At 74.4% G+C, this 12,375-nt stretch carries 8 protein-coding genes, 1 tRNA gene and 1 riboswitch; of the genes, 5 read left to right on the top strand and 4 right to left on the bottom strand.

Translation table 11 applies throughout. From position 1 onward, the window contains the following. Positions 1-10: 10 nt before the first annotated feature. The 4 genes from ACIGXJ_RS09680 to ACIGXJ_RS09665 all read left to right on the top strand — a co-directional run bounded on the left by ACIGXJ_RS09680 (position 11) and on the right by ACIGXJ_RS09665 (position 4,142). A complete protein-coding gene (locus tag ACIGXJ_RS09680; RefSeq protein WP_399642819.1) occupies positions 11-1,141 on the top strand; it encodes a dihydrofolate reductase family protein in 1,131 nt (376 codons plus the stop codon). Between the two features lie 97 nt (positions 1,142-1,238). Then, positions 1,239-1,312 (top strand) — tRNA-Met (locus ACIGXJ_RS09675). 171 nt (positions 1,313-1,483) lie between these two features. Continuing rightward, positions 1,484-2,689, top strand: a complete 1,206-nt coding sequence (locus ACIGXJ_RS09670; protein WP_399642818.1) for a PP2C family protein-serine/threonine phosphatase — start codon at positions 1,484-1,486, stop codon at positions 2,687-2,689. A gap of 224 nt (positions 2,690-2,913) precedes the next feature. After that, positions 2,914-3,072: riboswitch (cyclic di-AMP (ydaO/yuaA leader) on the top strand. A gap of 11 nt (positions 3,073-3,083) precedes the next feature. Further along, on the top strand, positions 3,084-4,142 hold the full coding sequence (locus tag ACIGXJ_RS09665) for a M23 family metallopeptidase (RefSeq protein ID WP_399642817.1): 1,059 nt from the start codon (positions 3,084-3,086) through the stop codon (positions 4,140-4,142). Positions 4,143-4,167: 25 nt separating this feature from the next. On the opposite strand, the gene ACIGXJ_RS09660 is transcribed toward ACIGXJ_RS09665, so the two are convergent. From ACIGXJ_RS09660 to ACIGXJ_RS09645, 4 genes are all read right to left on the bottom strand, one after another. Then, complete coding sequence (locus tag ACIGXJ_RS09660; protein ID WP_399642816.1) at positions 4,168-5,580, bottom strand: PrsW family intramembrane metalloprotease; 1,413 nt, start codon at positions 5,578-5,580, stop codon at positions 4,168-4,170. 51 nt (positions 5,581-5,631) lie between these two features. Next, complete coding sequence (trmB, locus tag ACIGXJ_RS09655; RefSeq protein WP_399642815.1) at positions 5,632-6,444, bottom strand: tRNA (guanosine(46)-N7)-methyltransferase TrmB; 813 nt, start codon at positions 6,442-6,444, stop codon at positions 5,632-5,634. Between the two features lie 45 nt (positions 6,445-6,489). After that, positions 6,490-7,719 (bottom strand): L-2-hydroxyglutarate oxidase, encoded by a 1,230-nt coding sequence (gene lhgO, locus ACIGXJ_RS09650; RefSeq protein WP_399642814.1) that lies wholly within the window; start codon positions 7,717-7,719, stop codon positions 6,490-6,492. A 172-nt stretch (positions 7,720-7,891) separates the two neighbouring features. After that, on the bottom strand, positions 7,892-9,316 hold the full coding sequence (locus ACIGXJ_RS09645; RefSeq protein ID WP_399642813.1) for an MFS transporter: 1,425 nt from the start codon (positions 9,314-9,316) through the stop codon (positions 7,892-7,894). 691 nt (positions 9,317-10,007) lie between these two features. Here ACIGXJ_RS09645 and ACIGXJ_RS09640 point away from each other — a divergent pair. Then, positions 10,008-12,107 carry an asparagine synthase-related protein gene (locus tag ACIGXJ_RS09640; protein WP_399642812.1) on the top strand — a complete coding sequence of 700 codons (2,100 nt, stop codon included), beginning with the start codon at positions 10,008-10,010 and terminating at the stop codon, positions 12,105-12,107. Positions 12,108-12,375 lie beyond the last annotated feature (268 nt).

The following is a 12,375-nucleotide window of genomic DNA, read 5'->3' as shown; positions in this document are numbered from 1 at the left end:
CCGCGCACCGATGCCGTACCCGTACGTCCTCCTCTCCGCCGCCGTCTCCCTCGACGGCTACCTCGACGACACCGGCCCCGACCGCCTGCTGCTCTCCTCCCCGGCCGACTTCGACCGGGTCGACGCCGTACGGGCCTCCTGCGACGCGATCCTCGTGGGCGCAGGCACCCTGCGCGCCGACAACCCCCGGCTGCTGGTCAACTCCGCCGAGCGGCGCGCCGCCCGGGCGGCCGAGGGCCGGCCCGAGTTCCCGCTGAAGGTCTGCGTCAGCGCCACCGGCGACCTCGACCCCGCCGCCCGCTTCTGGCACACCGGCGGCGAGAAGGTCCTGTACACGACCGAGAAGGGCGCCGAGCGCGCCGGGCGGGCGGGGATCGCCGCCGACGTCGTCGCCCTCGGCCCGGCGCTCGACTGGCGGGCCGTCCTGGAGCATCTGCACGACGTACGAGGAGTGCGGCGGCTCATGGTCGAGGGCGGCGGCACCGTCCACACCCAGCTGCTCCGGCAGCAGCTCGCCGACGAACTCCAGCTCGTCCTCGCGCCCCTGCTGGTCGGCACGCCCGAGGCACCCCGGCTGTTCGGGCCCGGCGGCTACCAGGGCGGGCGGCTGCGGCTGGTCGAGACGCGGCGGATCGAGGACGTGGTGCTCATGCGCTACGAGCCCACCGCGCCCGGCACGGCAGGCACCGCCGTGCCCGCCGACCGGCACTGGCTCGCCCTCGCCTGCGAGCTGGCGGCCATGTGCCCGCCGTCGCAGAGCGCCTTCAGCGTGGGTGCGGTCGTGGTCGCCGCGGACGGGACCGAGCTGGCCCGCGGCCACTCCCGCGAGGGCGACGACCCCGTGGTGCACGCCGAGGAGGCCGCCCTCGCCAAGATCGACCCGGCGGACCCCCGGCTGCCCGGCGCCACCGTCTACTCCAGCCTCGAACCCTGCGCCCGGCGCGCCTCCCGGCCGGCACCCTGCGCCCGGCTGATCCTCGACGCCGGTGTACGCCGGGTGGTCACCGCCTGGCGGGAGCCCGACACCTTCGTCGCCGACGCGGACGGCAGCGGGCTGCTCGCCTCCCAGGGGGTCGACGTCGTCGTCCTGCCGGAGTACGAGGAGCGGGCCAAGGCGCCCAACGCGCATCTGCCCGGCTGACCCGCGACCGGCCCCGGAAGCGAAACCCGCAGGTCAGAGGGGTGGGCCTAAACGTTTCGCTTTCTGTCCCGCAGATGGCGTACACTGGTTTCACCGACGCGGGGTGGAGCAGCTCGGTAGCTCGCTGGGCTCATAACCCAGAGGTCGCAGGTTCAAATCCTGTCCCCGCTACTGAAGACTCAGGGCCGGTGTCCATGCAGATGGACACCGGCCCTGAGTCGTTCCCGCAGACGCTGTCGCCCGGGTGGACCACCCCGCTCGCCGCCCCGCGCCCGCCACGGCAAGGCTGGACGGACGGGGCCCGACGCGCGGCCCGCGACGACATGCTCTGCGGGAGTACGAGTGGTGCCGCCTGGTGAGCTGTGGCCCGAGCCGAGGGACGCGAGCGCGCACCGAGGGGCTGCCGAGCGGACCGGTGCGCACCTCGCGCGGCCACCGCGCCCGCGCCGCAGGCGGCGGCCCGACGGGCGGCGGCTCACCTTCATCCGCACCTGCGTCCGCGCCCTGCCCGCCCTGCTCATCGCCGGCGGCGCCGCCTACGACTGGCTCACCCCGGCCGCGTACGCCGCGGTCCCCTTCTTCACCGCGGCCCCCCTCGTCGCCGCCCCGCTCTACTCCCGGCGCGGCACGCTGCTCACCGGGGCCGCCGCGATCGTCGTCGTCCTGGGCGTGCACCTGCTGATGGGGATCGTCCTGGACGTCGATTCGGTCACCGAGCTGGTCACCGTGGTGACGGTGTCGGCCCTGGCCGTCGTCATCAACGTCCTGGTGCGCCGCAGCGACGAGCGGCTCGCCTCCGCGCGGGCGATCGCCGAGGCCGCCCAGCGGGCCGTCCTGCCCGAACCGGCCGAGCGGATCGGCGAGTTCGAGATCGCCGCGCGCTACGAGGCGGCGCAGGCGGACGCCTTCATCGGCGGCGACCTGTACGCGGTGCAGGACAGCCCCCACGGGGTGCGGCTCATCGTCGGGGACGTCCGCGGCAAGGGCATGGGCGCGGTGTCCGCGGTCGCCGTCGTCATCGGGGCGTTCCGGGAGGCGGCCGAGCAGGAGGCCACCCTGGAGGCGGTCGCCCGGCGGCTGGACCGCGCCCTGGACCGGGAGGGCGCACGGCGCGAAGGGCCGGACGCCCACGAGGGGTTCACCACGGCCGTGCTCGCCGAACTCCCGCACGGCGACGGTGTCGTACGCCTCGTCAACCGCGGCCACCCCGCCCCGCTGGTGCTGCACGTCAACGGCACGCTGGACGCCCTCGCCGCCCGCCGGACCGCGCTGCCGCTCGGGATGAGCGAGCTCGGCGGCCGGCCGGACCACGCCGAGGAGCACCCCTTCCCCGCCGGAGCCACCCTGCTGCTCCACACCGACGGCCTGTCCGAGGCGCGCGACGCCCGCGGGAGGTTCTACGACCCCGAGGCGCGGCTCGCCGGACGCACCTTCCGTGGCCCCGGCCATCTGCTGCGCACCCTCGCGGAGGAGGTCCGCCGGCACACGGGCGGCGCCCTCACCGACGACATGGCGCTGCTCGCCGTACGGCGCCCGGCCCCGAAGTGACGTGCTGTGACCGGACGAGCGCCCTGCGCATAACATCTGAGTCACCATCAAAAACTCGTACGGTGCTGAGCCGGGGTCAACTCGCCCGTTTTTCGCCGTCCGTGGGCCGTACGTCCCGGCCGGGAAGTTTAATGATCAAGCCGAACGGCTTGGAATTGCGGCCCCGGTTCTATTAACGTCCGATAACGCAGCGCGGTCGTCCCAGCCGTCACAAGAGACGGCTCCGTGCGCACGCGCCGAATCCCGTCAGGGAACCGGGGAACCACCAACTTGGGGTGAATCGGGCGTATTTCGCCGTGGACACACGGTCGCATATACGCGCGTAGGAGACCTTCCTGCTCCGAACCCGTCAGCTAACCCGGTAGGCGAGAAGGAAGGAAAGGAGCACGCCCACGTGGCGTCCAACCGCCCTGCCCCGCACGTCCCGTTCGTGCCGGGCCAGCGCACCGCCGAGACCGAGGAAACGTTCGTCTACGGCGGCCACCCCACCGACGAGGGACCGTGGGAGGAGTGGAACCCCACCGCGGACTCCGTCCGCCCCGTCCGCGGCCGCCACCGCGTCGCCAAGCAGCGCGGCGGACTCGCCCGCAGCTCCACCGTCCTCGGCGTCGGCGTCATAGCCGCCGTGGGCGCCGGCGGCATGGCCAGCGCCCAGTCCGGCAAGCCGCCGGTCGCCATCTCCATGCCCGACCTGCCCTCCATCGGCTCCCTCATCTCCGACGGCGACGCGCCCGCCGAGGAGACCACCGAGGCCGTCGCCCCGCTCAGCAGCCTCGGCACCGACACCGCCGACACCGCCACCGAGGGCACCGCCGACGCCGGCGAGGCACTGCGCGCCCGGATCATGGCCCAGGCCGCCCAGCAGCAGGACCAGGCCGACACCAAGGCCGCGGAGGCCGCCCAGGCCGCGGCTCAGGCAGCCGCCGAGAAGGCCGCGGCCGAGGCCGCCGCCCAGGCCGAGAAGGAGGCGGAGGCCAAGGCCGCCGCCGCGAAGGCCGCCGCGGAGGAAGAGGCCCGCAAGAAGGCCGAGGCCGAGCGCCTCGCCGAGCTGGCCCGCCAGTACACGCTGCCGACCTCCTCGTACACGATCACCTCCACCTACGGCCAGGCCGGCTCCATGTGGTCCTCCGGCTACCACACCGGCCTCGACTTCGCCGCGCCCACCGGCACGCCGATCAAGGCCGTCCACACCGGCACGATCACCGAGGCCGGCTGGAGCGGGTCGTACGGCTACAGCACCGTGCTCACCCTCGAGGACGGCACCGAGATCCGCTACGCCCACCAGTCCTCGATCAACGTCAGCGTCGGCCAGCAGGTCAACACCGGCGACGTCATCGGACGGGTCGGCGCCACCGGCAACGTCACCGGACCGCACCTGCACCTCGAGGTCCACATCGACGGGGCCGGCGTGGACCCCATGGCCTGGCTGCGCGACCGGGGCCTGAACCCCTGACGCCCCTGCGGCCGGCGCGACGGCTTCACTGAAACCCCGGCGGTCCTGACGGCAACCCCCCGACGTCAGGGCTGCCGGTTTCGTCGTGCGCGGCCCCGCTCCAGGAGCGGTACGGGTTGTACGCGGGGTACTGCGGGTGGGCCGGGTGCAGCGGCTGGGCCGGATGGGGCCGGCCCCCGTAGCCGTACCCGTGGTACGCCGGGACGGGTGCCGTGGCGCGTGCCGCGTACTGCAGGGCCGGGCGGGCGACCTCGTGCCGGCTCCACAGCTCGCCCAGCAGTTCCCGCTCCCGTACGGCGAAGTCGGCGCCGGCTCCGCCGCGGCGTGCGCGGTGGCGCAGGAAGGCCAGGGACGTGGCGTACGCCTCGTACTGCGCCACGGCTCGCTTCGCCTGCCTGCCCAGGTGATGGCCGGCGTACTCGCGGGCCAGCCGGCGGGCGCGCATCGAGCCGAGCGCGTACGGCTCCGCCGGGGTCAGCCAGCCCGCCACGACGTACGGCGGGAGTTCCTCGCGGACCGTGCGCAGCTCGCGCTGCCGGGTCCAGATCACCAGCCAGGTCAGCAGCCCGAACGCGGGCACCATGAAGACCCCGTACACCGCGAAGAACCCGTAGTCGCCGAAGGTCGCCGAGCCGTTCCACAGCGCGTGCATGCCCATCGCCAGGAGGAGGCCCGAGAGGGGCAGCGCCGTGCGGCGCAGGGTCCGGCGTTCGCCGGCGAGGGCGGCGATGCCGAAGCCGATGCCGGTCAGGACGGTGAACAGCGGGTGCGCGAACGGCGACATGATCACGCGGACGAAGAAGGTCGCGGCGGTGACCGACGCGATGCCGGTGTCACCGGTGAGCTGGTCGGTGCCGAAGGCGTTGCCCAGGTAGAGGATGTTCTCCGTGAACGCGAAGCCGGTCGCGGTGACACCGGCGATGACGACGCCGTCGACGATTCCCGTGAAGTCCGCTCTGCGGAACAGGAACAGCAGCAGGATCGCGGCGGCCTTCGCGGACTCCTCCACGACCGGCGCTATCACCGTGGCGCCCAGGGTGTCGGCGCTGGACGGGTCGGCCGTCGCCGTCGCTATCCAGCGCGTCGCGAAGCTGTTCGCCACGATCGCGATCAGTGCCGCCGCGCAGGCCCCCCAGGCGAAGCAGAACAGCAGATTGCGCCAGGGGCCCGGCTCCACCCGGTCCAGCCAGCGGAAGACGGCTATGAGCAGGGGGACGGGCAGCACCGCGAGCCCCAGACCCACCAGGAAGCCGTCCGTGCCGGTCTGCTCGCGCACCAGAGCCAGGATGACGAGCCCGGACAGCGCCAGCAGGGTGATCAGCGCGCCGTAGCGCACCCAGCCGCGTTGCCACCAGTGCGGGTGCCGTGGGCCGCCGGCCGGGCCCGGGGGACGGGGCGGATACGCCGGGTGAGCCGGATACGGGGGACAGGTGGCCACGACATCGACCCTAACGAGACAGGGGCGCCGGCCGCAGGCGGGTGAGCGGGCTCAGGCGCCGGTGGGGGGTTGGGGTTCGGCTGTGTGCTGTACGCGACGGAAGAGCAGGTCGTTCACCACATGTCCCTTGTCCAGTCCCTGGCCCTCGAAACGGGTCAGCGGCCGGAAGCCGGGGCGTGGCGCGAAGCCGCCGCCGGGCTGGGTGTTCTCGAAGTCGGGGTGCGCGGTGAGCACCTCCAGCATCTGCTCCGCGTACGGTTCCCAGTCCGTCGCGCAGTGCACCAGCGCGCCCGGCCTGAGGCGGGTGGCGGCCAGGCTCAGGAACTCGGGCTGGATCAGACGCCGCTTGTGGTGGCGCTTCTTCGGCCAGGGGTCCGGGAAGTAGACGCGCAGGCCGTCGAGGGAGTCCGGGCCGAGCATCTCGCGCAGCAGGATGATCGCGTCGCCGTTGGCGACCCGGATGTTGGTGAGGCCGCCTCGGTCGGCCAGGCCCAGGAGGTTGCCCTGGCCGGGTGTGTGGACGTCCACCGCGAGGATGTTGGTGTCCGGGTCGGCGGCGGCCATCTGGGCGGTGGCCTCGCCCATGCCGAAGCCGATCTCCAGCACGACGGGGTGGTCGTTGCCGAACAGCTCGCCCAGGTCGGGGATCTTGTGGCCGTCGATGTCCAGGCCCCACTTGGGCCACAGACGGGCCAGGGCGTCGGCCTGGCCGGCGGTGACGCGGCTGCGGCGGGGCTGGAAGCTGCGGATCCTCCGCTCGAAGTGGGATCCGGCGGGGTCGGGCTGCGGGCCGTCCGGGAAACGGGGCACGCCCTTGGGGCGGGTGCGGCCGGGGGCTTCGGGGGTGTTGGGGGTGTCAGACACAGTGGCTCGATTTTACGTGCGGCGGTCGAGGAGCGCGGCGGGACGTCACCCGGTGCCCAGCGCTCGCAGCGCCAGGCGGGCCACCTCCCTGCCGATCGGCAGGGACGCCGTGGCCGCCGGGGACGGGGCGTTCAGGACGTGGACCGCTCTGGCTCCTTCCTTGATCAGGAAGTCGTCGACCAGGGTGCCGTCGCGCAGGACGGCCTGGGCGCGGACGCCGGCCGGGGTGGGGAGGAGGTCCTCCTCGGTGACGGCCGGCAGCAGTCTGCGGACCGCCTCGGTGAAGGCGGCCTTGGACAGGGAGCGGTGGAGCTCGCCGGCGCCGTAGCGCCAGTGGCGGCGCGCTATGCGCCAGGAGCCGGGCCAGGCGAGGGTGGCGCCCAGCTCACGCGGCCGGACGGTCCTCCAGTCGTAGCCCTCGCGGGCCAGGGCGGGTACGGCGTTGGGCCCGATGTGGACACCGCCGTCGAAACCGCGGGTGAGATGGACGCCGAGGAACGGGAACGCCGGGTCCGGCACCGGGTAGACCAGGCCCCGCACCAGCTCGGGCCGCGCCAGCTCGTAGTACTCGCCGCGGAACGGCACGATCCGCATGTCCGGCTCGTCGCCGGTCGTCCGGGCGATCTCGTCGCAGCGCAGCCCGGCGCAGTTCACCAGGACCCGGCCGCGGACGACGTCCCCGCGCGCGGTGCGCACGGCCACGCCGAGCGCGGGCCGGCGGTCCACCTGGACGACCTGCGCGCCGTAGCGGATCTCGGCGCCGGAGGCATCGGCCAGCTGCCGGGCGACCCCGACGAAGTCGCACACGCCCGTGCTGCCGACGTGTATCGCCGCGAGGCCGCGCACCTCGGGCTCGTACTCCGTGATCTGGGGCGATCCCAGCTCCCGTACCGGAATGCCGTTCTCCCGGCCGCGCTGGACCAGCGCGTGCAGCCGGGGCAGCTCCTCGCGCTCGGTGGCGACGATCAGCTTGCCGGTGACGGCGTGGTCGATGCCGTACTCGGCGCAGAACTTCACCATCTCGGCGGCGCCCCGCACCGCGTAGCGCGCCTTGAGCGAGCCCGGGCGGTAGTAGATCCCGCTGTGGATGACGCCGCTGTTGCGCCCGGTCTGGTGCCGGGCGGGGCCCGATTCCTTCTCCAGCACCGTCACCCGTGTGCCGGGCGCTGCCCGCGTGATCGCGTACGCCGTCGACAACCCGACGATCCCCCCGCCGATCACCAGCACGTCGCAGTCGTACGCGAACCCGGATCGCACCTGCACCACCTCCCGCATCGATAGTGCACTGCGCCACTGACAACGCCTTCAAACGCATGTCCCCGAAGGGGCGCGCGGCCGTGCCCACCGGCGGCCCCGCCGCGTTGGCGCGGGGGAAAGCGCCCCGGCGCTCGGCGCGGGCGCGGCGGACCGCCCCGGCCCCTCGGCCCGGGCGCGACCGAAGCCGTCCCTACGCCGGGGCCATCAGCAGGGGCCGGGCCCTCTCCCGCAGCTCCACCACCCGGGGCTCGTCCCCGTACGGCTCCAGCCGGTGCAGCAGGTCCTTGACGTACTCCGTGGTCCGGGCGGACGAGATACGCCCGGCCACCTCCACCGCCCGCACCCCCTGCTCGCACGCGGCGTCGAGGTTGCCGGACTCCAGCTCGGCGACGGCCGAGACGACGAGCCGCAGCCCGTGCGACCGTACGAACTCCTCGGTCGGCTTCGACAGGGCGTACTCGGTGAAGCGCCGCACCTGCCGGGGCGCCTTCAGGTCGCGGTAGCACTCGGCCGCGTCCGCGGCGAAGCGGTCGTAGGAGTAGAAACCCAGCCAGCTCGGGTCGCTGTCGCCGGGACGGGCCCGTTCCAGCCAGCTCTCGGCGGCCTTCAGTGCGGCGCCGGCCGCCTGCGCGTCTCCGGCGCGCGCGTGCGCGCGTGCCTCGACGAGGCGGAAGAAGCTCATCGTGCGCGCGGTGGCCAGGCCCCGGTTGCGCTCCAGGGCGGCCTGCGCGAGGTCGACGCCCTCGTCGCCGAAGCCGCGGTAGGTGGCCTGCAGGGACATGGAGGCCAGCACATAGCCTCCGAGGGGGACGTCAGCGGCCGCGCGGGCCAGGCGCAGGGCCTGGATGTAGTAGCGCTGGGCGGCCTCCTGCTGGCCGGTGTCGAAGGCCATCCAGCCCGCGAGCCGGGTGAGCTCGGCGCTCGCGCCGAACAGGGCGCGCCCGACGTCGTCGGAGTAGGAGCCCAGCAGGAGCGGGGCCGCCTCCACCCGTAAACACTCCGGGACCATGGAGGAGCGCCAGTCGCCGCCGCCGTACTTGGAGTCCCAGCGCCGGGCGTCCTCGGCGGCCTCCCGCAGCTTCTGCACATCACTGTGGCCGACTTTGAGCGGTGAGCCGTTGCCCTCCGCGTGGCTCGGCTCGCGCGCGACCGAGCTGTCGGCCGGGGTTATCAGCCAGCGTGAGGCGGGCGTCGCGTACGCCGTGACGGCGAAGGATCCGGCCAGCGACTGCCAGATGCCACCGGAGCCGGCACGGCGTCCGGCGAGATCCAGCCGGTAGAGCTCGGTGGCCGATTTCACCGCCTGGCCGACGTCCCGGGGGAAGGCGAGCCCCACCTCCGGCGCCGGGTCGGCGTCCGCGAGGCCGATCTCGTGCAGCGGCACCGGCCGGCCGAGCTTCTGGCCGATCGCGGCCGCGATCAGATGCGGCGCCGCGCCCTGCGGCACCATGCCCTTCGACACCCAGCGCGCCACCGACGTCTTGTCGTAGCGAAGCGTCAAACCCCGTTGCGCGCCAAGGTCGTTGACGCGGCGTGCGAGGCCTGCGTTGCTGATTCCCGCGAGGGCGAGAACGGCGCCGAGTTTTTCGTTCGGCCCGCGTTGCTCCCTGGACATGCGCCACCCCTCGACACAGACGGCTGCCGCGCTGGCATAACCATGCGGCATTCGTAAACCCAGCGTAGTTCGCCGCATCCCAAGCGTTAAGGGGCATTGTTCCGGATGGCGGGATTGTGGTCCGTACTGAAGTACGGCCCGGGCACGGTGCGTTGCGGCGTGCCCCCGACGTGTGGCCGTGCGCCCGTGCGTGCGCTCTTCTCCGGCCATCGGGGGAGCGATTCCATGGCTTCTGCGTGGGTCGGCCCGCTGTACTGGATCCAGTGGGCTGGGGGACACCGCCGCCTTCATCCCCGCGGGCGGCGGACCGGTCCGGGGGGCGCACTCCGCCTCCCGGGCTGCGCGCACCGGGCGGTGCGCAGAGCCTGTACGGAGCGTGCACGCCAGCGGATCAACACCCGCGGCTGCGCCGTTTTTTGGCTGAAAATCGACCCCGTCGAGCGGGGGGAACATCGCTCTCACCACGGGAGTTGAGGGCGCGCAAGGGGTTTCGGGGGAGCACTCAGGGGGCGCATTCGCGTCGCACGCGCCCCGTGCCCGGCGGCCGCCGGCCCGTCGAACCCCCCGCACACCGCCGCCGTTCAACTGTGGCGCAAGCGGCTCCGCCGAGCCGCTGGGACGCGTTCTTCGTGGCAGCATGGTGAACCGATTCGTACGGTGCACTGGTTGTCCACAGCCTGTGGAGGCGTCCATGCGGTGGTTGGTGGGATGGAGCAGCGCCGCCGCGCGAGCCGCCCGGCCCGGCTCGGCGGGAGCCACCGGATACGACGGCGAGACCCTCCATCCCGTCGGCTCCCACCTGTTGTGGGGCGACCCCGACCCGCTGTGGGCCGTCGGCGACTGGCGCCCCGACGAGATCAGGGTCGTCAGGGCCGACGAACAGAACCGCATCGCCGTCCTCGGCACCTGCGGCGCCAGCGACGAGGAACTGCGGCTCGGCCTGTTCACCGCGCGCGGGGGCGCCCTGCGCCATCTGACGGCCTGGCCCGGCAGCTACACGGCCGTCGTCCAGGTCGGCCGCCGCATCACCGTCTGCGGCGACCTGGCGGGCGCCCGCCCCGTCTTCTACGCCCCCTGGGCCGACGGCACCGCCTACGCCACCGCCGCCCTGCCCCTCGCCGACCTCGTCGAGGCCAACCTCGACTTCGGCCACCTGGCCGCCCTCCTGGCCGCCCCGGACGTCCCCGCCGCCCTCTACGACTCCACCCCCTACGACGGCGTACGGCGCGTCCCGCCGGGGCACGCGCTGATCCTGCGCACCGGCGCACGCGAGGTCGCCGGCTACGAGCCCTTCGCCTCCCTCGCCGTGGCCGCGCCCCCCGCCGACCCCGACAGCGCCGTCGACGCCGTACGCGACGCCCTCATCGAGGCCGTACGCACCCGGCTGGCCGCACCCCGCCACGTCCCCGGCACGGGCATCGACCCCGGCCCGGTCCCCGGCATGGGCCCCGCCGAACGACGCGCCGCGCGCGGGATGCCCGTCCCCGGCATCGGCGCCGACCTCTCCGGCGGCCCCGCCTCCAGCACCCTCGCCCTCCTCGCGGCCGGCCTGCCCGGCATGCCCGGCACCGTCCTGGGCCACGGCACAGGCGCGGGCGAACGCCTCCTCGCGGTCACCTTCAACGACCTGGCGACCGCCGGCCGCGAGGCCGAGCTGGAACGCGCGGGCGCCCTGGCGGCCAACCCCCGCCTGCACCACGTGGTGGTCACGGGAGGCGAGGACACGCTCCCCTACGCCGACCTGGACGGCCCCCTGACCGACGAGCCGAGCCCCGCCCTGGTCACGGCCGCCCGCCACCGGGCCCGCCTCTCCGCGGGCAGCGCCGACCACTTCACCGGCTACGGCGCCCGCCAGGTCCTGGACGCCCACCCGGCCCGCCTCGCCGACCTCCTGATGGACCGCAAGAGAAGGCACCTGGTCCGGCCCGTCGCCGCCCTCGCCAGGGCCGACGGCTCCGTCATGGTCCCCGCGCGCGTGTACGGCGCCGCCCGCCGCCTCGCCCGCACCGCCTACAGCACCGGCGTGGAGACCCTCGCCGCCCGCCTCCTCGACCGCCGCTTCGACGACCCCGGCAGCGCGGTGGGCGCCTCCCTGGCCGCCCTGGCCTGGGCGTGCCCCGGCCCGGCGGCCCGCTGGCTCACGGGGGAGGCCCTGGCGGAAGTATCGATTCGTTTGCAGTCCGCCACCCACCGCTCCGCCGCGGGCCCCGGCCAGCGCCCCGGAGACCACCGCGCGCGTGCCGCCCTCGCCCGCGCGGCGGCCGACATCCGCGTCCTCGAACAGGCCGCGGAGATCCGCTTCCAGCGCCTGCACGCCCCGTTCCTCGACAATCAGGTCGTCCGCGCCTGCCGCGACCTCCCCGAGGCGCTGCGCGTCCAGCCGGGCGCCCGCGCCGCCATCCTCAGCGCCGTCCTCAAGGGCGCCGGCGTCCCCGACGTCCCTCCCGGCTGGGGCGCCTCCACCAACGCCCCGGCCGCGGCAGCCGCCCGCACCGGCCTGCGCGTGGCCGCCGACTCCCTCATCGCCCTCTTCGACACGCCCCTCCTGGCCCAGGCCGGCCTGGTCGAGGCCCGAGTCGTCCGCAAGGCGCTGCGCTCGGCCGCCGCCGGTGAACCCCTCCCCCTGGACGGCCTCGCCCACCTCGTCTCCCTCGAACTCTGGCTCCAGCGCCTCCTCGCCCGCCGCGGCACCTGCTGGACCGGCACGCCCGCGCGTGCGCGCGCCGTACCGGCGGGCATCACCCCCCAACGGGGCGCGCTGGGGGCGGGGGCCGCGGTACGGCGCGCCTGAGCTGGGCCGCCCCCCCGGCGCGCGTGGCCTGCGCTCCGGCCCACCCGGGTCTTCACCGCCGTACGCGACTGCGGGCTGTCGGTGGCTGGTCGCGCAGTTCCCCGCGCCCCTGAAAGACCGCCATCCCGGCCGGGTTCGTTCCGCTGTGCGCGGGTGCGGGCCGTCCGTGGTTGATCGCGCAGTTCCCCGCGCCCCTAGAAGGCCGCCCATCCGGCCGGGCCCGCCCCGACCCACCCACCACACCGGATGCGCTACATCAAGCCCCACC

Origin of the sequence: Streptomyces sp. NPDC053367, from assembly GCF_044545925.1 — a bacterium.
In the GTDB taxonomy this organism is placed as follows: Bacteria; Actinomycetota; Actinomycetes; order Streptomycetales; family Streptomycetaceae; genus Streptomyces.
The sequence above is the reverse complement of the archived record's forward strand: the minus strand, read 5'-3'. Positions and strand labels throughout refer to the sequence as shown.